This window comes from Pseudorhizobium endolithicum (assembly GCF_902153245.2).
GTDB lineage: Bacteria > Pseudomonadota > Alphaproteobacteria > Rhizobiales > Rhizobiaceae > Neorhizobium > Neorhizobium endolithicum.
The window spans coordinates 159,923-179,180 of the sequence record NZ_CABFWF030000013.1 but is presented as its reverse complement, the minus strand read 5'-3'; the positions used below and the strand labels follow the sequence as shown (position 1 = coordinate 179,180).

The 19,258-nt window shown below is 63.0% G+C and carries 16 protein-coding genes; 10 read left to right on the top strand and 6 right to left on the bottom strand.

Annotation, left to right across the window (positions count from 1 at the left end; genetic code table 11):
• Positions 1–3: 3 nt before the first annotated feature.
• From RTCK_RS14010 to bcp, 4 genes are all read right to left on the bottom strand, one after another.
• Positions 4–438 carry an NUDIX domain-containing protein gene (locus RTCK_RS14010; RefSeq protein WP_211181457.1) on the bottom strand — a complete coding sequence of 145 codons (435 nt, stop codon included), beginning with the start codon at positions 436–438 and terminating at the stop codon, positions 4–6.
• Positions 439–444: 6 nt separating this feature from the next.
• A complete protein-coding gene (locus tag RTCK_RS14005; protein ID WP_142520617.1) occupies positions 445–1,935 on the bottom strand; it encodes a DEAD/DEAH box helicase in 1,491 nt (496 codons plus the stop codon).
• A 178-nt stretch (positions 1,936–2,113) separates the two neighbouring features.
• A complete protein-coding gene (locus tag RTCK_RS14000) occupies positions 2,114–3,394 on the bottom strand; it encodes a M23 family metallopeptidase (protein WP_235988698.1) in 1,281 nt (426 codons plus the stop codon).
• A 95-nt stretch (positions 3,395–3,489) separates the two neighbouring features.
• Positions 3,490–3,957, bottom strand: a complete 468-nt coding sequence (gene bcp, locus RTCK_RS13995) for a thioredoxin-dependent thiol peroxidase (RefSeq protein WP_142520618.1) — start codon at positions 3,955–3,957, stop codon at positions 3,490–3,492.
• 109 nt (positions 3,958–4,066) lie between these two features.
• Between bcp and RTCK_RS13990 the strand changes: the two genes are divergently transcribed.
• Positions 4,067–7,456: a YhdP family protein gene (locus RTCK_RS13990; RefSeq protein WP_142593255.1), complete on the top strand. Its 3,390-nt coding sequence runs from the start codon at positions 4,067–4,069 to the stop codon at positions 7,454–7,456.
• 70 nt (positions 7,457–7,526) lie between these two features.
• Here the strand turns inward: RTCK_RS13990 and tyrS are convergent, their stop codons facing one another.
• Positions 7,527–8,783: a tyrosine--tRNA ligase gene (gene tyrS / locus RTCK_RS13985; RefSeq protein ID WP_142593254.1), complete on the bottom strand. Its 1,257-nt coding sequence runs from the start codon at positions 8,781–8,783 to the stop codon at positions 7,527–7,529.
• Between the two features lie 92 nt (positions 8,784–8,875).
• On the opposite strand from tyrS, the gene RTCK_RS13980 reads away from it, so the two are divergent.
• A complete protein-coding gene (locus RTCK_RS13980) occupies positions 8,876–10,009 on the top strand; it encodes an anhydro-N-acetylmuramic acid kinase (RefSeq protein WP_142593253.1) in 1,134 nt (377 codons plus the stop codon).
• A gap of 99 nt (positions 10,010–10,108) precedes the next feature.
• Positions 10,109–11,296: a GGDEF domain-containing protein gene (locus RTCK_RS13975; RefSeq protein ID WP_142593252.1), complete on the top strand. Its 1,188-nt coding sequence runs from the start codon at positions 10,109–10,111 to the stop codon at positions 11,294–11,296.
• A 30-nt stretch (positions 11,297–11,326) separates the two neighbouring features.
• On the opposite strand, the gene RTCK_RS13970 is transcribed toward RTCK_RS13975, so the two are convergent.
• Positions 11,327–12,004, bottom strand: a complete 678-nt coding sequence (locus tag RTCK_RS13970) for an alpha/beta hydrolase (RefSeq protein ID WP_142520623.1) — start codon at positions 12,002–12,004, stop codon at positions 11,327–11,329.
• 226 nt (positions 12,005–12,230) lie between these two features.
• Between RTCK_RS13970 and RTCK_RS13965 the strand changes: the two genes are divergently transcribed.
• The 7 genes from RTCK_RS13965 to sufA all read left to right on the top strand — a co-directional run bounded on the left by RTCK_RS13965 (position 12,231) and on the right by sufA (position 19,227).
• Entirely contained in the window at positions 12,231–13,397 is a 1,167-nt protein-coding gene (locus RTCK_RS13965; RefSeq protein ID WP_142593251.1) for a cysteine desulfurase family protein, read from the top strand.
• Positions 13,398–13,537: 140 nt separating this feature from the next.
• Positions 13,538–15,007, top strand: coding sequence for a Fe-S cluster assembly protein SufB (gene sufB / locus RTCK_RS13960; protein ID WP_142520625.1), 1,470 nt, complete (start codon positions 13,538–13,540; stop codon positions 15,005–15,007).
• A gap of 62 nt (positions 15,008–15,069) precedes the next feature.
• Complete coding sequence (sufC, locus tag RTCK_RS13955) at positions 15,070–15,825, top strand: Fe-S cluster assembly ATPase SufC (RefSeq protein ID WP_142593250.1); 756 nt, start codon at positions 15,070–15,072, stop codon at positions 15,823–15,825.
• A gap of 19 nt (positions 15,826–15,844) precedes the next feature.
• Positions 15,845–17,122, top strand: a complete 1,278-nt coding sequence (sufD, locus tag RTCK_RS13950) for a Fe-S cluster assembly protein SufD (protein WP_142593249.1) — start codon at positions 15,845–15,847, stop codon at positions 17,120–17,122.
• 1 nt (position 17,123) lies between these two features.
• Positions 17,124–18,365, top strand: a complete 1,242-nt coding sequence (locus tag RTCK_RS13945) for a cysteine desulfurase (RefSeq protein WP_142593248.1) — start codon at positions 17,124–17,126, stop codon at positions 18,363–18,365.
• 12 nt (positions 18,366–18,377) lie between these two features.
• A complete protein-coding gene (locus RTCK_RS13940) occupies positions 18,378–18,758 on the top strand; it encodes an SUF system Fe-S cluster assembly protein (protein WP_052638437.1) in 381 nt (126 codons plus the stop codon).
• A 76-nt stretch (positions 18,759–18,834) separates the two neighbouring features.
• A complete protein-coding gene (gene sufA, locus RTCK_RS13935; RefSeq protein WP_142593247.1) occupies positions 18,835–19,227 on the top strand; it encodes a Fe-S cluster assembly scaffold SufA in 393 nt (130 codons plus the stop codon).
• The last annotated feature ends 31 nt before the right edge of the window (positions 19,228–19,258 follow it).

The window sequence follows — 19,258 nt, the reverse complement described above, 5'->3', positions numbered from 1 at the left end:
CACTCAGGCTCCGCTGAGCTTTGCATTCAGGGCCTCGAAGGCCGTCGCAGCGAATTGCGAGAGAGGCGAGGGCGGTTCGCGACGGTCGAACCAGCCGATATGCGATAGCTTGTCGGGCTCCGTCAGCGACGGTTCACCGGAGAAATCGGTGGTTACATAGATCTGGGAAATCCAGTGCTGACGGTCTGCAGCAACGATCTCTTCGGCAGTGCAGAGGAACTCGACTCGCCCGATGCGAAGACCCGTTTCCTCTTCCGCCTCCCGCCGGGCGGCTTCCTCGGAGCGCTCCAGTAGATCGACCTTGCCACCCACGATGTTCCAGTGGCCCGCCTCCGGCGCCTTCAGCCTGCGGCACAGGAGCACCTTGCCGTCGGGGCGCAGGATCACCAGCCCGGCGCCAACGCCGGGAAAGTCGATGCCGGGTCGTGTGGCGGACAATGTCGATCAGGCCTTGCCGGCGTTGGCGACGATCAGCATGAAGGCAGGGATATCGTCGCCGAAACCGACCGGAGTGGGGCCGTCGTCGTGGTCGCGGTGATGGCGCGACCGCCGGTCGCGCGAATCGTCGTTCGCCGGATTCTGGCGGCCTGTCCGGTTGCCCGGCTGCGGTCTCCTGTCGGCCTTGCGCTCGGGTCTCACCTGTTCCGCTACTGCGTTCACGACAACCTCTTCAACTGTTTCATCCACGAGTGCATCCGGCTTCGAGGCCGAATCGGCTCGTCTTCCGCGGTCACGATCCTTGTCCCGTCCGCGTCCCTTGCGGCCCCGGTCAGATTCGTGACTTTCCATGGGAGCGGGCAGGGCGGAGAGGTCACCGTTCAACCATTCGACCTTCTCGCCGATCAGTTTCTCGATCGCATCGAGGTATTTGGTGTCGGAGCGTGTCACGAGCGTGAACGCCTTGCCCGAACGACCGGCACGTCCGGTTCTGCCGATGCGATGAACATAGTCCTCCGCATGGATCGGCACGTCAAAATTGAAGACATGGCTGACGTCCGGGATGTCGAGACCACGCGCCGCGACATCGGAGGCGACGAGCAGGGTGATGTTGTTATCCTTGAAATTGGCGAGCATGGTGGTGCGTGAACGCTGATCCATGTCGCCATGCAGGGCACCGACCGAAAAGCCGTGCCGGTCGAGAGACCGGAAAAGGTCCGCCACATCCTTCTTGCGATTGCAGAAGATGATGGCGTTCTTCAGGTCGTCCTGCTGCCTGATGAGATCGCGAAGCACAGCGCGCTTCTCGTAGTCCTTGTGGTGCGACGCTACCAGCCGCTGGGTCACGGTCTTGGCGGTGGAGGAGGGCGGCGCCACCTCAATCCGCTCCGGGTTCTGCAGGAAGCGATCCGCGAGCTTCTGGATTTCCGGAGGCATCGTGGCCGAGAAGAACAATGTCTGCCGCGTGAACGGGATCATCTTCGCGATGCGCTCGATGTCGGGAATGAAGCCCATGTCGAGCATGCGGTCGGCCTCGTCGATGACGAGGATCTCGACCCCGGTCATGAGCAGCTTACCGCGCTCGCAATGGTCCAAGAGGCGTCCAGGCGTGCAGATGAGGACATCCGCGCCGCGCTCCAGCTTGCGGTCCTGCTCGTCGAAAGAAACCCCGCCGATGAGGAGCGCGATATTCAGCTTGTGGTTCTTGCCGTACTTCTCGAAGTTCTCGGCTACCTGGGCCGCCAGTTCGCGCGTCGGCTCCAGGATCAGCGTCCGCGGCATGCGTGCCCGAGCGCGACCCTTTTCCAGGAGCGTCAGCATAGGCAGGACGAAGGAGGCGGTCTTGCCCGTGCCCGTTTGCGCGATGCCACAGATGTCACGGCGCTGAAGCGCAGGCGGAATGGCGCCTGCCTGAATGGGAGTCGGCGTGGTGTAGCCAGCGTCGGTGACGGCAGAGAGGACTTTCTGGCTCAGGCCAAGATCAGCAAATGTTGTCAAAGGGAAATCTGTTTCCGTTCAGGTTCTTCATAGAACACAACGGTCGCGACATAAAACATGCCCAACCTCTGCCGGGCACATAAGGGGAAAAGGCCTTGAAGTCAAGGAAACCGCGTGAACTGCTTGCCGCAGTGGTGAACAGGTCCACTCCGGGAGCTGGAAATCCTGGTGCGCCCCGTCAGTTCAGATAGGTGCGCAGCTTCATTCCCGCGTTCAGGAACCGTGCCGGATCGACCGCACTTCCGTTGCGGCGGACTTCGTAGTGAACGTGCGGCCCGGTGGAGCGGCCCGTCGACCCAGCGCGCCCGATAAGGGAGCCCGCTTCGACCTTCTCCCCCTTGGAGACGAGGATACGCGACAGGTGACCGTAGCGCGTAGTGATTCCATATCCGTGGTCGATCTCGACGAGATTGCCGTAGCCACCGGAATATTCCGCCGAAATGACGGTTCCGGCGCCCGTGCTCAGGACCTTCGCACCCGTCTCCGCCTGAAAGTCCATGCCTGCGTGGAGGGCGAGTCGGCCAATGAACGGATCGATCCTGTTTCCATACCGGCTCGTCACCGGTTGGCCGGGAGCCGGGCTTCCGTAGGGAAGGGTCTTCGCCGTTCCGCGCAAGGCTTCAAGGCGGGTCAGGGCGGCGTCCAGTTCGTTGAGCGAGGCATTGAAGACGGTGGACCGCGCTTCCGGCTCCTCGAAGGGACCGCCCAGACCTCCGGGCGCCGGTTCGGCAAGCGCATCCACGTCGATTCCCGTCTTCCTGATGATGGCGGCGATCTCGGTCGCGGTCTGCTCCGCCCCCACGGTCAGCTCGGAGATCCGGGCCATCTGTTCCTGCTCGATAGTCTTGAGGGAGAGGGTCACGTCGGAGAAGAGGCGCTCGGTATCATGGGATAGTTCCTGCCGCAAAGGTGCATAGGACAGGGCGCTCGGCGTCTCGGCGGGCGACCGGCCGGGCTCCGAGAGGAGCGAATCGATCGCCTGGTGGCCGGTTTCAAGGGCCGCTTCACGCTGAGCGGGAATCGGCGGCTGCGCCACCGGCGGCGTCACCAGCCCGAATTCGGCGGCCCGGTCCAGCAGCGAGCCGAGTTTGCCGTGCTGCGAAAACAGCGCGCTCTGCTGCTCCAGGAGTTTCTCGACCTTTTCCTCGACGAGTTGCTGGTCCACGAGCTGTCGCGACGTCACCCGGTCGAGCTGGGCCCTCAGGGTCGCGATGCGATCCTCGTAGTCGTGCTGCAGCCGGGCCTGCCGCGCCATAGCCGCGCCGATCAGATCATCCCGGAAGATCAGGTAGGCGGTCGCCGCGAGATAGCCGACGGTGAAGAGGGCGACGAAGAAAATGGCTAGCCCGGTCATCCACGGACGGATCGTGACGTGCCGTATCCTGTCGCCGCTGGCGAGAATGAGGACGTGTTCGACGCCCTTCTCCCCGAACCCACGCCTTGCGTTCGTCCCTGCCAAAACACCGTCCCCGTGATCGTGTCGAGCGCCATCCGATGCGAGCGATTACACACCGTTAGGGTTAATGGAGCATTGACGGGCGGTGGGTCCGTCCTTCATTCGGCCAGGAGATATCTCAGGACCTCCTCCGCATGGCCGGCCACCTTCACCTTGGGCCAGACGTTCCGGATCCTGCCGTCTTTGCCGATCAGGAAGGTCGAGCGCTCGACGCCCATATAGGTGCGGCCATACATGCTCTTCTGCACCCAGACCCCGTATGCCTGCGAGACTTCCTTTTCCTCGTCCGACGCGAGAACGACGCGCAAGCCGTGCTTGGCGGCGAACTTGTCATGTTTGGCGACCGGATCGGGGGAGATGCCGATGACGACAGCTCCTGCGTCCTCGAACTGCGGCAGCAGGGCAGTGAATGCGACCGCTTCGGCCGTGCAGCCGGTGGTATCGTCCTTAGGATAAAAGTAGAGGACGACGTCGCGGCCCCGAAAATCCCGCAGGGCAACAGTGCCGCCACCATCGCGCGGCAGCGTGAAGTCCGGCGCGCTATCACCGGTGTTCAGTTTGGTCATGATTGTCCTTTCTTTCGCCAGTATCTTGAAGGATGAGCCCGCAAATCATGTATATTGTGCAGATTGGCGGCCGGATCAGCCGCCGGCATAGAGGCAGGCGCAACCATTAATGTCCGAAATCCGCGGCGAAAAGGTCAGCTTCAACAAGAAGGACATTAAGCCGCTCGACACGCTTCCTTCGGCGCAGGCGGAGGATCCGATCATCGTGCACTGCCCGCCGCCCCGCTCACGCATGCGAAGGGTGGGACGGACGATCGTCCTCGCGCTCATGCTGGTTCTGACGGCGATCGGCAGCGCCTTCGTCGCGATCGAGGGAGGGGTGGTAGACGGCACGCTGTCCACCCGCGCCAGCGATGCGTTGAACAACGCCATCGGGCCGCGATATGCGGCCACCGTGGGCTCGGCCGCCATCCGTTTCGATTCGAATTTCCGCCTGGCCCTCGAGGCGAGGGATGTCGATATCGTGGAGCGGGCGAGCGGCCTTCACCTGACCCGCACCGAAGCCATGCGAATGGCGATCGACCCGCTCGCGCTCGTGGCCGGCCGGATTTCGATCCGTCATATGGAAGCCGATGGGGTGCACCTCGATACGGGAGCCTTGCCGGCGGGTGATCCGGTAGCATTATCGCAGGTACGGGTCGACAGGCTTCCGCAACTCCTGGAGCAATCCTTCCAGCGCCTCGACGAGGCGCGCGGCCTCATGGAGAGGACCGGAACGCGGTCTATCCGCATTTCGGGTGTCGAGGTTCTGCTGCCGGCCGCACCGGGCCGGAGGCCGACGGCTCTGGAGATCGCCGAGATAGACCTCGCCCGCTCCGGACCCGGCGAGATCACGGTGACGGGCGAAGTGACCCTGGACGGGCAGGCGGCGGCACTGAAGGCCAATGCGTCCGTGGTCAATGGCGTGACCTCGGCCTTGTCGGCGACACTGACAGGAATGGAGATGACCCCCTTCCTGCTGCGGCGGGCCGATGACGGTGCGCCACGCGACGGCGTCCAGGGAACCGTCGATCTCGATCTTTCGGCCGTGCGCGCACGCGAATCGACGAAGCCCGCCATCACCGCAACCCTCAGACAGTCTCCGGGACTGTTCTACTTCGACGGGGTCGCGCAGCAACTGTCCGGGGGATCGATCCATGCGGCCTATGATTTCTCCAGGAACTCGCTGGAACTCCTCCCGTCCGAGATTCGCTTCGGTCCGACGGTTCTGCCCTTCGTGGGTGCCGTTATCGACCTGAACCGCCTCGACGCCTCCGATACCCGTCCAGGGTTCGGATTGAGTATTCTGATCAGCGGCGCTCGGGCCGAGGCGGAGGGCTCCGGTGAACCGCCGGCGATCTTCGATCTAAGGGCAGGGGGACGATATCTCTCCGTCGAGCGGGAGCTGCAGGTCGACGACATGCTGGTTTCAAGCCCGCTCGGCAGCATGGCGGGATCGCTGCGGGTGCATTTTGGGGACGAATCTCCCGAAATCAGCTTCGGAGCGCAATTGCCGACGATGCAGGTCACCGGCGTCAAGCAACTGTGGCCGTTCTGGATGGCCCGCAAAGCCCGTGACTGGGTGCTGGAGAACATGTTCGGCGGGACGGTCACGGAGGGCTCGATCGCGGTCTTCATTCCCGCAGGCCGCATGAGAGGTCCGGACCATCCCATGGAGCTCGATGCCAACGAGTTGCAGATCGCCTTCAATATCGACAATGCCCGCATGAACCTGCCAGGCGAGATCCCGCCGCTGCGCGACCTGAAGGGCAGGTTCGACCTTCGCGGCGAGCTGATGAACGTGAATGTCGAGAAGGCGAACTCCTACTTCCCCTCCGGACGCGTCGTCGACGTCGGGACGTCGCAGTTCACGATCCCCTCCACCTATGCCAAGCCGCTGATGGGCGAACTGAAATTATCCGTTTCCGGCGCGGCAGATGCGATCGCCGAACTGGCCGATTTCGCGCCGTTGAATGCCCTAAAGGAGACGGATTTCAAGCCTGAGGATTTTGTCGGGACCGCGAGCGCGAACGTAACGGCGCGAATGGGGCTCATCTCGGAGCATGACCCTCCCGCGCCGACCTGGAGCACGGAGATAGCGCTGACGGATGTCGATCTCGTGCCGAAATTTTCCGACAGGACGATCACCGACGTCACCGGTCTTCTGCGGGTCGATCCGCAGGCGGCGCGGCTGAAGGCGGACGCGTCGATCGATGACGTCCCGTCGCAAGTCACCCTCGTAGCACCTGTCGGCAAGAACTCCCCCGTCGTACGGGAGCGCCATATCGTGGCGACCCTCAACAACGCGCAGCGGAGGAAGCTCGTGCCCGGTCTCGACGACGTCGTGGACGGGACGATGCGCGCCGAGATCAGTCTTCTGGAGAACGATCGCCAGACGATCTCGCTCGATCTCACGCAGGCCGACCTCTCGGTTCCGGGCGTCGGATGGACAAAGGGCAATGGCGTCCCGGCGACCGCCACGTTCGACGTCCTGGACGTCGGAGGCAGCAAGCGGATCGAAAATTTCCAGCTCGACGGCAAGGGGTTCGGCGCCCGCGGGGAGTTCACGCTCCAGGACGGATCGCTGCAATCGGGACGATTCTCGCAGCTCAAGCTGTCGCCGAGCGACAATTTCTCCGTGGATCTGAGGCGGCAGCGCGGTGGACTTCACGTCTCCGCGGCGGGGTCGTCCGCCGACCTTAGGCCAATCCTGAAGAAGCTCCGATCTTCTGGCGAGACAGGGGACGAGGGAGATGAAGACATCACGGTCGACGTGAAGCTGGACAAGGCCTTCGGCTTTGGCGAGGAAACGTTGTCGAACGTCGCGATGCTGTTCTCCACCAGAAACGGTTCCATCGCGGCGGCGGACTTCTCCGCCGTCACCGCCAGCGGCGAAGCCGTCGTGAGCCGGATGAACGAAGGAGCCGCGATTTCCATCACCAGTGGCGACGCAGGCGCCGTTGCCCGCTTCGCCGATCTCTACAACCGGATGCGCGGGGGGCTCCTCAACGTCACATTGAGGGCGCAGCAGGGGGGCGTGTGGAGTGGATCGATCGACATCCGCAACTTTGCGCTCCTCAACGAATCGCGCCTGCAGTCGCTGGTTTCGACACCCGTCGGCGAGGACGGCCGCAGCCTGAACGCCGCCGTCCGGCGGGACATCGACGTCAGTTCCGCCCGGTTCCAGCGCGGCTTTGCCCGGGTGGTCTACCGTGACGGTTCATTGTCGATCGAAAACGGCATCGTCCGGGGCGAGCAGATCGGCGCCAGCTTCCAGGGGATGCTCCGGGACGCCGCAGGCCGAATGGACATGACCGGGACCTTCATGCCCGCCTACGGGCTCAACCGACTGTTCGCAGAGCTTCCGATCATCGGCGCCATCCTTGGCAACGGACGGGACCGCGGCCTACTCGGCATCACCTTCAAGCTTGAAGGTCCGTTCGAGCAACCGCGGCTGACGGTCAACCCGCTGTCGATCATCGCGCCCGGCATCTTCCGCCAGATATTCGAGTTCCAGTGACCTGAACGTGCCCCTTGAACGCGGCCCCGGATGGTGGCATCGCGGCCGGAAGCATCTGCGCGGGAACCCTTCAGGCGGGGCGCACCAGGATGTGCTTCTTCTTTCCGAGCGACAGCTTCACGACCTCCTCACCCGTCAAGTCGTCGGTGCCTATCAGCTTCCGCTCATCGGCGACGGTGACATCATTGATACGGACGCCGCCGCCCTGCACATGGCGCCGCGCCTCACCGTTGGAGGCAGCCAGTCCGGCCCGGACCAGCAGGGTCAGCAGGCCGAGGCCGCCTTCCAGTTCGCCACGCGGCACTTCGACGGAGGGCAGGTTGGCGTCCAGTGCGCCTTCCTCGAAAGTCCTCCGCGCCGTCTCCGCCGCCTGCTCCGCCGCCTCGCGACCGTGGAGCATGGCGGTGATCTCGGTCGCCAGGATCTTCTTCACCTCGTTGATCTCCGAACCTCCGAGGGCGGACAGCCGGGCGATCTCATCCATAGGCAGCGTCGTGTAGAGCTTGAGGAAGCGCGCCACGTCGGCGTCCTCGGTATTGCGCCAGTACTGCCAGAAGTCATAGGCGGACAGCATGTCCGGGTTGAGCCAGACGGCGCCGTTGACGGACTTGCCCATCTTGGCGCCCGAGGAGGTGGTCAGCAGCGGCGATGTCAGGGCGTAGAGCTGCGGTGTCCCCATGCGGTGACCGAGATCGATGCCGTTGATGATATTGCCCCACTGGTCGGAGCCGCCCATCTGCAGCCGGCAGTCGTAGCGCTTGTTGAGCTCCACGAAGTCGTAGGCCTGGAGGATCATGTAGTTGAATTCCAGGAAGGACAGCGACTGCTCGCGGTCAAGGCGCGTCTTGACGCTATCGAAGGAGAGCATGCGGTTGACGGAGAAATGCCTGCCGACATCGCGCAGGAACTCGAGATAGTTCAACTCGCGAAGCCATTCGGCATTGTTGACCATGCTGGCACCGCCCTTGGGCCCCTTGTCATAGTCGAGGTAGTTGGCGAACACCCGCTTGATCGAGGCGATGTTGCTCTCGATCGTGTCGAGGGTCATCAGTTGCCGCGCTTCCTCCTTGAAGGAGGGATCGCCCACCATGCCGGTGCCGCCGCCCATCAGCGAGATGGGCTGGTGGCCGGTCGCCTGGAACCAGTGCAGCATCATGATCTGGATCAGCCCCCCCGCATGCAGGCTGGGCGCCGTCGGATCGAAGCCGATATAGGCCGTCACCGTCTCCTTCGCGAGCAGGTCATCGAGGCCGCTCTCATCAGAAATCTGATGGATGAAGCCGCGCTCATGCATGGTGCGGAGGAAATCGGACTTGAAGCTGGTCATGACTATCTCTGGCAAGGGTTTCTTACGTACGGGCGGGCGTCTAGCACTGTTTCCCGGCATAATCACTTCAAAATTGATTCTGGGTGCCACCGATGAACGGAATGAAAACGGCAATCGGGCTGATGAGCGGGACGTCGATGGACGGTATCGACGTCGCCCTTGTCAGGACGGACGGGCGGGAGAGGGTGGAACGCGGTCCCTTTCTCGGACTTCCCTACGATGCAGGATTCCGCCAGCAGCTCAAGCAGTCCCTGGCCGACGCGCAGGCAATCCGTGACCGGTCAGAGCGTCCGGGCACACTCGAGGCCGTAGAGAAAGAACTGACCCTCCGCCATGCAGCCGCCGTCAGCCGGTTCCTCAAGGAGAACGGGCTGACGGCGGACCAGATCCACGCCATCGGTTTTCATGGGCAGACGGTGCTTCATCGACCGGATCAGGCGCTGACCGTGCAACTGGGCGACGGGCCCATGCTGGCCCGCGAGACCGGGATTGCCGTTGTCTGCGACATGCGGGCGAACGACATGCTGCACGGCGGGCAGGGGGCGCCGCTCGTGCCCGCCTATCACGCAGCACTGGCGGCATCGCTGCCGACGCAGGAGAAGCCGGTCTGCTTCGTCAACATCGGCGGCATCTCGAACCTGACGTTCCTGGGGCGGGACGGCGAGATCATCGCGTTCGACAGCGGGCCGGGCAACAACCTGATCGACCAGTGGGTCGAGGCCCAGGCAGGCATACCGTTCGACCAGGGCGGCGCCATCGCTTCGGGAGGGAGCATCGTCCCGGACCTGGCGGAACGCTATCTCGGCGCCTCCTTCTTCACCGCGCCGGTCCGTCGGTCGCTGGACCGGAGCGACTTCCTGCCGCCGCAGCCGGATGAGGCGGAGCTTGCCGACGGAGCTCGGACGCTCGCCTATGTCGCGGCGGCCTCCATCCTGCGGTCCGTCCGGCATCTGCCGGAACGTCCGGCGCTCTATGTCGTGTGCGGAGGCGGCCGGTTGAATCGCGTCCTGATGAAGGATCTCGCCATCCTCGCAGGCAAGGCAGGATCAAAGGTCGCGACAGCGGAGGACCTAGGGTTTGACGGAGACGCCATGGAGGCGGAGGCCTGGGCCTATCTTGCCGTACGATCCTTGCTGGGTCTGCCCTTGACGTTCCCGGGAACCACGGGGGTAGGCTCCCCCCTCGGGGGCGGTGTATGCTACCGCCCGACGGGCGAGAGGAGCTGATTCGCGTCGGCCTCGAACCGCTGCGCCGCCGCTGAAGGTCGGCGTGCACACTTCTGACCCCTGAACGGAGATGCTGCACGGTCCTGCAGTTCAGCAGCTATGAACGGCACGAACTTCTTCCTGGCGGTCAACTTCATCATCGCCTTGTCCTTCTTCGTCGTCTTCGTGGTCGTTTCCACCCGAAGCCGTTCACGGATCGCGGCCCGATGGATTGCCGCGGGCTTTGCCGTCGCCGCCTTCTCCACGCTATTCGAGCTGATGGTGGCGCATACGGACCTGGTGAAGGTCTCGGCCGTCGGCGCCTTCGCCTCTGTCCTTGGCGGATTGCAGTTGCTGCGCGTCGGCATCGCCAGACTGTACGGCGACCGGATAAGCCTGTCCGGCCAAGTCCTCTTCTTCGCCGTCTGGTGCGGTATCGACCTGATGATCTACGACCTGCCGCGCGGCACCGTCGCCCATGCCTTCACCTACCAGGCACCATTCGCCTGGCTCGCATTGTCGGGCGCCGGTTCGGTGTTCCGCTCGTCTCGAAAGCTTCCTGTCGATTGGGCGCTTGCGGCGCTTCTGCTTCTGACAGCCGTCCATTTCGTTGGGAAGGCGGCGCTTGCCGTCGTCGTCGGAGCCGGTGAGACCGCAAGAGACTACGTCACCACCAACTACGCGATCATCTCCCAGAGCGCGACCGGTGTCATGGTCGTGACCGCCGGCCTGATGCTCCTCGCCGTTCTCGTCCTGGAGATCATGGCCGAAGAGCGCAGCAATTCGGAGCAGGACGCGCTTTCCAAGCTTCTCAACCGCCGGGGGTTCGAAAATCACGTTGCCACGCTGCTGCGCGGCGCTCCTACCAGCCCGCACAGCGTCATCATGTGCGACCTGGACCATTTCAAGAACATCAACGACACCTACGGTCATCACTGCGGCGATGCGGTGATCGAAGCCCTAGGCGAACTCCTGCGCAGCCGCGTTCCCCCGTCGGCCGTCGTGGGGCGGCTGGGTGGTGAGGAATTCGCCGTCTTCCTGCCGAACATCCAGTTGGCGGCAGCCGTCCCGCTTGCCGAGGTCCTGCGGGCGTCGATGGCGTCGCTTTCGATCCCCGGCCTTCCCGCCGGCTTCAGGGCGACCGCGAGCTTCGGCGTGGCGGCACTGGCCAAGGACCAAAGCCTTCCAGACGCCATGCGGGATGCGGACCGGGCCCTCTACAGGGCCAAGGCCGATGGCCGCAACTGCGTACGGCGCGCCGGGCCGGCACCGCCGGCGCTCTCGATCGTCAGCGGCGAGGTCCGATAGACCATCAAAAAGATGCGCCGACGGCCGCCGTCACCGAATGCGCTTGGCGGCCGGTTCGGGAACGAGTTCCCCTTCAAGGCGGCGATCAAGATAGTCCTCGCACTCCGCCAGTAGCTGGTCCACCTGACCGTTGAAGAAGTGGTTGGCCCCCTCAACCGTCTTGTGCGTGATCAGGATCCCCTTCTGGGTCTTCAACTTGTCGACAAGGCCCAGCACGTCCTTCTCCGGAGCAACCTTGTCGGAATCGCCATGGATGATGAGGCCTGAGGACGGGCAGGGGGCCAGGAAGGAGAAGTCATAGATGTTCGGCTGTGGCGCGATCGACATGAAGCCCTCGATCTCCGGCCGGCGCATGAGAAGCTGCATACCGATCCAGGCACCGAAGGAGTAGCCGGCAACCCAGCAGCTCTTCGAATCGGGGTGCAGGCTCTGCACCCAGTCTAGCGCCGAGGCCGCATCCGAAAGCTCTCCGGCGCCATGGTCGAACTCGCCCTGGCTGCGCCCGATGCCACGGAAGTTGAACCGCAGCGTCGTGAACCCGCGCTTCTGGAACATGTAGAAGAGCTGGTAGACGATCTGGTTGTTCATCGTTCCACCGAATTGCGGGTGCGGATGAAGGATGATCGCGATCGGCGCGCTCTTTTCCTTCGAAGGCTGGTAACGGCCCTCCAGGCGGCCGGCAGGGCCGTTGAAGATGACTTCGGGCATAGGTACTCCGGTCACAGTTCAGGTTTCGAACCAAGTGCCAAGTCTAGACTTGACGAAGCCTGTCAGCTTTTCTAGAACTCAGTTTAGAACCATTCGAAATTTGGGCCTCATTGGCCCGGTCGACGTCTCATAAGGCAAGCCCGTCCGAGATTTCAAGGAAAATGCGGTAGTATCGAATGCCGCGTTCGGCTGGGCTAGACATCTAGGAAAGGAAACGGTTCCGGCAATGGCTAGGACGCGCGTCTACATGGACTGGAACGCGACGGCACCGATCGGTGACCCGGCACGGCTGTCCATGCTGGAGGCACTTCAGCTTCCGGGAAATGCCTCTTCCGTTCACGCCGAAGGGCGGGCCGCGCGCACGGCGCTGGAGAAGGCGCGGCGCCAGGTGGCGGCCCTGGTCGGCGCGGACCCCGCGCATGTGATCTTTACCGGCAGTGCCACCGAGGCCGCAAACCAGGTGCTGACCCCGGACTTCCGGATGGGACGATCGCCGCTGGCGATCGGTCGGCTTTACGTCTCGGCGATCGAGCATCCGGCCGTTCGCGAAGGCGGCCGTTTTCCGCTGGAGTCCGTTGTGCAGATCGGTGTTACGCCATCCGGCGTCGTAGATCTCGATGTCCTGGCGGCGGCTTTGCAGGCCCATGATGCATCTCTCGGCATGCCGATGGTCGCCCTGATGCTCGTGAATAACGAGACCGGCGTGATCCAGCCTGTGGTGGAAGCTGCCCGCCTCGTTCACGAGCATGGCGGCATGATCGTCGTGGATGCCGTCCAGGCTGCGGGCAGGATGACGGTTGACATCAACGAGCTCGGTGCGGATTTCCTTCTCCTGTCGTCGCACAAGATCGCCGGACCGAAAGGGGTGGGGGCGCTTGTCACACGGGGGGAGGCGCTCATGCCGGCACCGCTGATCCGCGGCGGCGGGCAGGAGAAGGGTCACCGGTCGGGGACAGAGAATTTCCACGGGATCATCGGCTTCGGGGCAGCGGCGGAAGCAGCACTTGAGGGACTGAGCGAACGCAATGCCGCAATCGCCGCCCTGCGCCGCAGGCTGGAGGAGGGAATGCGCCAGGTAACGGCCGACGTGATCATCCATGGCGATGCTGTGGAGCGGATCGCCAACACGTGCTTCTTCAGCCTGCCCGGCCTGAAGTCGGAAACCGGACAGATCGCGTTCGACCTCGAAGGGATCGCGATCTCCGCAGGGTCTGCCTGCTCCTCGGGCAAGGTGGGCCAGAGCCATGTCCTTTCGGCCATGGGCTTCGATGCAGAAACCGGCGGGCTCCGGATATCCCTGGGTTCCACGACGAGTGAAGCCGACATAGACGCCGCGCTGGCGGCGTTCGAGAAGATTGCCCGCCGGCGACCTTCGGCGGGAAAGGCCGCCTAGCGGCAAGAAACATGCGGAAAGGCAATTTTCCGCTTGCCGAAAGGTGGGAAACACGCCTTTTGGCCATTACATGAGGGGCGGAACTTCCCGCCCGAACAAAGAGGTGCCGGCAGACGTCGGCTGAGAGTTGGAGAACGCGTATGCCCGCCGTCCAGGAGACAATCGATCAGGTCCGTGGGATCGACATCGATCAGTACAAATACGGCTTCGAGACGATCATCGAAGTGGACAAGGCCCCCAAGGGTCTTTCCGAAGAAATCATCCGTTTCATTTCGGCCAAGAAGCAGGAGCCGGAATGGATGCTGGAATGGCGCCTCGACGCCTATCGTCGCTGGCTGACGATGGAAGAGCCGACTTGGGCACGCGTCGACTACCCGAAGATCGACTTCAACGACATCTACTATTACGCGGCCCCGAAGAACGTGACCGGTCCGACCTCGCTTGACGAAGTCGATCCCGAACTGTTGCGGACCTATGAGAAGCTGGGCATTCCGCTACGCGAGCAGGAAATCCTCGCCGGCGTGAAGACGTCCAAGGTCGCCGTCGATGCGGTTTTCGACTCGGTCTCGGTCGTGACGACGTTCCGGAAGGAACTGGAGAAAGCCGGCGTGATCTTCATGTCGATCTCCGAGGCGATCCGCGAGCATCCCGACCTCATCAAGAAGTATCTCGGCTCGGTCGTTCCGACTACCGACAACTATTATGCGACCCTCAATTCGGCAGTCTTCACCGACGGATCCTTCGTGTTCGTACCGAAGGGCGTCCGTTGCCCGATGGAACTGTCGACCTATTTCCGCATCAACGAGAAGAACACCGGCCAGTTCGAGCGCACGCTGATCATCGCCGAAGAAGGCGCCTACGTCTCCTACCTGGAAGGATGCACGGCACCTCAGCGCGACGAGAACCAGTTGCACGCGGCGGTTGTCGAACTGGTTGCTCTCGACGATGCGGAGATCAAATACTCGACGGTGCAGAACTGGTTCCCGGGCGATGCCCAGGGCAAGGGCGGCATCTACAACTTCGTCACCAAGCGCGGCGATTGCCGCGGCGCGCGCTCCAAGATTTCGTGGACGCAGGTCGAGACCGGCTCGGCGATCACCTGGAAGTATCCGAGTTGCATCCTGCGCGGCGACGAAAGCCGCGGCGAGTTCTACTCGATTGCCGTTTCCAATGGCCACCAGCAGATCGACTCCGGCACCAAGATGATCCACCTCGGCAAGAACACGTCGAGCCGCATCATCTCCAAGGGGATCTCCGCTGGCGTGTCGCAGAACACCTATCGCGGCCAGGTCTCGATCCATCGGCGCGCCGAGAATGCCCGCAACTTCACCAACTGCGACTCGCTGCTGATCGGCGACAAGTGCGGTGCGCACACCGTTCCCTATATCGAGGTCAAGAACGCCTCGGGCCAGGTCGAGCACGAAGCAACGACGTCGAAGATTTCCGAGGACCAGAAGTTCTACGTCATGCAGCGCGGTATTCCGGAAGAGGAAGCGATTGCGCTCATCGTCAACGGCTTCGTCAAGGATGTCATCCAGGAACTGCCGATGGAATTCGCTGTCGAGGCACAGAAGCTGATCGGGATTTCCCTCGAAGGCTCCGTCGGTTAACGCAACCTGTTCATAAAATACGTGCACAGCACGCAACGATATTCGTCCGAGAGGATTTGACAATGCTTGAGATCAAGAACCTGCACGCCCGCATCGCCGAAGACGGCACCGAGATCATCCGCGGCCTGAACCTGACCGTGAAGGCCGGCGAAGTCGCCGCCATCATGGGCCCTAACGGCTCGGGCAAGTCGACCTTGTCCTATATCCTGTCCGGCCGCGAGGACTACGAAGTCACCGAGGGCGACATCCTCTACAACGGCGAGAGCATCCTGGAACTCGACCCGGCGGAGCGCGCCTCCAAAGGTATCTTCCTCGCTTTCCAGTACCCCGTCGAAATTCCGGGGGTCGCAACCATGCAGTTCCTGAAGGTGGCGATGAACGAGCAGCGCAAGGCGCGCGGCGAAGAAGAACTGACGACGCCCGAGTTCATGCGTCGGGTCAAGGAAGCCGCAGGCGAACTGAAGATCGATCCCACCATGCTGCGCCGGCCGTTGAACGTCGGCTTCTCGGGTGGGGAGAAGAAGCGCGCGGAAATCCTGCAGATGGCACTCCTGGAGCCGAAACTCTGCGTCCTCGACGAGACCGACTCGGGCCTGGATATCGACGCGCTGAAGATCGTCGCGGACGGGGTCAATGCGCTGAAGTCGCCGGATCGCGCCGTGATCGTCATCACCCACTACCAGCGCCTGCTCGAATACATCGTCCCGGACACGGTCCACGTGCTCTACAAGGGCCAGGTCATCCGATCCGGGGACAAGAACCTCGCGCTCGAACTCGAAGCCAATGGCTATGCAGACATCATCGGGGAAGCTGCCTAACCCCGGGAAGGATGTAGACATGAACATTCAGATGACCAACCGCCTGACGGCAGCCGAAACGGCGCTGATCGAGGCCTATAACGAACAGATGGGGAGCCTGCCGGGCGACGGTGCTGTTGCCGGTACCCGCGATCGTCTGCTGGACGACTTGAAGAAAAGCGGGCTCCCGACGCGCCGGATTGAATCCTGGCACTACACGGACCTGCGCACGCTGCTGCGGGCTGTACCGGCCGCGAACGCGGTGGCGCCGACGATTGAACCCGTTGCTTCGCTCATTGAAGGCGCACAGGTATTGCCGGTCCTTCAGGGTGCTGCCGCGCCGTCCGTTTCCGTCGATGGCGCCGAGGTGTCCAGTTTCGCCGATACCCTCGTCAGTGGAGCGGCAGCGCAATCGCTGACGGCCCGCGACAAGGACGACGCGATCGGCAAGATCAATGGCAGTTTTGTCCGCGACGGTTATCAGATCAACGTGCCGGCCGGGGCAACGGTAGAAACGCCAATCGAACTGCAGGCGCTGCACGGGGCAGGGCAGGTTCATACCCGCTTCCCGGTGACGTTCGGCGCGGGTTCCCGTGCGACGATCATTGAACGTCACCGCTCGGTGACTGGTGACGCCGCCTTTGTATCCTCCATCAGCGACCTGACACTGGAAGAGGGCGCCGACGTGGTTTGGGTGATCCTGCAGGAGCAGGGCGCCGATGACACGCATCTCGGCCAGATCCGCGTGCGCTTTGCAGCCGAAGCGAAGCTGAAGCTCTTCGTCGTCAATGTCGGCGGCAAACTGGTGCGACAGGAACTACGGATCGACGTCGAGGGCGAGGGCAGCGAGTTGACGCTTCGCGGCGTCAACCTGCTCGGCCAGGAGACGCACACGGACGTCACGCTGGTACTCGGTCACAACGTACCGCACACCAGTTCGACCGAGATCATCCGCAATGTCGTGTTCGACCGGGCCAAAGGTGTCTTCCAAGGCATGATCCGGGTCGCGCCGGACGCGCAGAAGACGGACGCGAAGATGGCGTGCAACACGCTGCTGCTGACGGACGACGGCGAGTTTTCCGTCAAGCCGGAACTGGAGATCTTCGCCGACGACGTGGTCTGCGGCCACGGTGCGACCGTCACGGATATCGACAAGAACCACCTCTATTACCTGCGCTCGCGCGGGATCCCGGAGAACGTGGCACGGGCCATGCTGGTCAATGCCTTCGTCGCCGAGATTGTCGAGGAACTCGAGGACGAAAAGCTGGTCGAGGCGCTGGAAGGCGTGATCTCGGCCTGGCTGGAAAAGCACGCCTGACATGGACCAGATCACGCCAGCGACCGAATACGACGTCGAAGCCATCCGCCGGGATTTTCCCATCCTGGCGAAGGAGGTCTACGGAAAACCGCTGGTGTATCTGGACAACGGTGCATCCGCCCAGAAGCCGCAGGCGGTGATCGACGCGATCTCGCATGCCTATGCGAACGAGTACGCCAACGTTCATCGCGGGCTGCATTTCCTTTCCAATGCAGCCACCGACGCCTATGAAGCGGCGCGCGAGAAGGTACGGCGTTTCCTCAACGCGTCTTCCATCGACGAGATCGTCTTCACCAAGTCCTCGACGGAGGCGATCAACACCGTTTCGCATGGCTGGGGCATGCCGAACATCGGCGAGGACGACGAGATCGTCATCACCATCATGGAGCATCACTCCAACATCGTGCCCTGGCATTTTATCCGGGAGCGGCAGGGCGCGAAGCTTGTCTGGGTACCCGTGGATGACGACGGCGGCTTCCATCTCGAGGATTTCGAAAAATGCCTGACGGAGAAGACCAGGCTGGTCGCTGTCACGCATATGTCGAACGCCCTCGGTACGGTAGTACCGGTCAAGGAAGTTTGCCGGATCGCACACGAGCGCGGCATTCCGGTTCTGGTCGACGGCAGCCAGGGCGCCGTTCACATGCCGGTCGATGTCCAGGACATCGATTGCGACTGGTACGTCATGACCGGCCACAAGCTCTACGGTCCGTCGGGCATCGGCGTGCTCTACGGCAAGAAGGAGCGGCTGCAGGAGATGCGGCCATTCCAGGGCGGCGGCGAGATGATCATCGACGTCAGCGAGGACGGGATCACCTACAATGACCCGCCGCATCGCTTCGAAGCCGGCACCCCCCCGATCGTCCAGGCGATCGGGCTGGGATATGCGCTGGACTACATGGACAGGATCGGCCGCGATGCGATCGCGCGGCACGAAGCCGGTCTCGCCGCCTATGCCGCCGAGCGGCTGAAAGCCATCAACTCGCTTCGGATCATCGGCAATGCACCGGGCAAGGGGGCGATCTTCTCCTTCGAACTTGCCGGCATCCACGCCCATGACGTCTCGATGGTGATCGATCGCCGCGGGGTGGCGGTCCGTGCCGGCACCCATTGCGCCATGCCGCTCTTGAAGCGCTTCGGCGTCACCTCCACATGCCGGGCATCATTCGGCATGTACAACACCCGTGCCGAAGTCGATGCGCTCGCGGATGCGCTCGACTATGCCCGCACATTCTTTGCTTGAGGACTTTTTGCCATGGCCGTGGAAGACAGCGAACTGAAATGGGACGCCCGCGAGGGTATCGTTCAGTCGGCAATCCCGCAGGAAGAGCTCGCGCGGCTTTCGGACGATATCATCGCCGCCCTGAAGACCGTCTATGATCCCGAGATTCCGGCCGACATCTTCGAGCTTGGCCTGATCTACAAGATCGATATCGAGGACGACCGGATGGTCAAGATCGTCATGACCCTGACGGCCCCCGGTTGCCCCGTCGCCGGCGAGATGCCGGGCTGGGTAGAGAATGCGGTCGGTGCCGTGGAGGGCGTTTCCGGCGTGGAAGTGGAGATGACCTTCGATCCCCCGTGGACGCCCGAGCGGATGTCCGAGGAGGCTCAGGTCGCCGTCGGCTGGTATTGATCCCTTTACGGACGGCCCCTACATTCGATCCAGCAACACCGGCCCTTGAAGCCGGCTGTAGAAGGAGCATGAGCCTATGGGCTTCGCAGTGATGACCATGACCGATGCGGCGGCGGAGCGCGTGAAGGCGATCGTCGACAAGTCGGGTCCCAAAGCGAAAGGTGTGCGCGTCGGCATCAAGAAAGGCGGCTGCGCAGGTATGGAGTATACGATCGATCTGGTGACTGTTCCGGATCCGAAGGACGACCTCATCGAGCATGCCGGCGCATGCGTATGGGTGGAGCCGTCTGCGGTGCTCTACCTCCTCGGAACCCAGATGGACTTCGAGACGACCAAGATGCGGTCCGGCTTCATTTTCGTGAACCCCAACCAGACATCCGCCTGCGGCTGCGGTGAATCGGTGGAGTTGAAGCCCGCCGACCTGGCCGCGATGGCAAGGGAGCGCGAAGCTCAGTCCCATGCCGGCTGAGCCCGCATCCGCAGACGACGATGGTGGGGCC

What these genes read in the sequence shown, in the direction of transcription:
- sufA (WP_142593247.1), top strand. Translation starts at nt 18,835, where the DNA reads ATGGGCTTCGCAGTGATGACCATGACCGATGCGGCGGCGGAGCGCGTG.
- sufB (WP_142520625.1), top strand. Translation starts at nt 13,538, where the DNA reads ATGCCCGCCGTCCAGGAGACAATCGATCAGGTCCGTGGGATCGACATC.
- RTCK_RS13945 (WP_142593248.1), top strand. Translation starts at nt 17,124, where the DNA reads ATGGACCAGATCACGCCAGCGACCGAATACGACGTCGAAGCCATCCGC.
- RTCK_RS13965 (WP_142593251.1), top strand. Translation starts at nt 12,231, where the DNA reads ATGGCTAGGACGCGCGTCTACATGGACTGGAACGCGACGGCACCGATC.
- RTCK_RS13970 (WP_142520623.1), bottom strand. Translation starts at nt 12,004, where the DNA reads ATGCCCGAAGTCATCTTCAACGGCCCTGCCGGCCGCCTGGAGGGCCGT.
- sufD (WP_142593249.1), top strand. Translation starts at nt 15,845, where the DNA reads ATGAACATTCAGATGACCAACCGCCTGACGGCAGCCGAAACGGCGCTG.
- RTCK_RS13940 (WP_052638437.1), top strand. Translation starts at nt 18,378, where the DNA reads ATGGCCGTGGAAGACAGCGAACTGAAATGGGACGCCCGCGAGGGTATC.
- RTCK_RS13975 (WP_142593252.1), top strand. Translation starts at nt 10,109, where the DNA reads ATGAACGGCACGAACTTCTTCCTGGCGGTCAACTTCATCATCGCCTTG.
- sufC (WP_142593250.1), top strand. Translation starts at nt 15,070, where the DNA reads ATGCTTGAGATCAAGAACCTGCACGCCCGCATCGCCGAAGACGGCACC.
- bcp (WP_142520618.1), bottom strand. Translation starts at nt 3,957, where the DNA reads ATGACCAAACTGAACACCGGTGATAGCGCGCCGGACTTCACGCTGCCG.
- tyrS (WP_142593254.1), bottom strand. Translation starts at nt 8,783, where the DNA reads ATGACCAGCTTCAAGTCCGATTTCCTCCGCACCATGCATGAGCGCGGC.
- RTCK_RS13990 (WP_142593255.1), top strand. Translation starts at nt 4,067, where the DNA reads ATGTCCGAAATCCGCGGCGAAAAGGTCAGCTTCAACAAGAAGGACATT.
- RTCK_RS13980 (WP_142593253.1), top strand. Translation starts at nt 8,876, where the DNA reads ATGAACGGAATGAAAACGGCAATCGGGCTGATGAGCGGGACGTCGATG.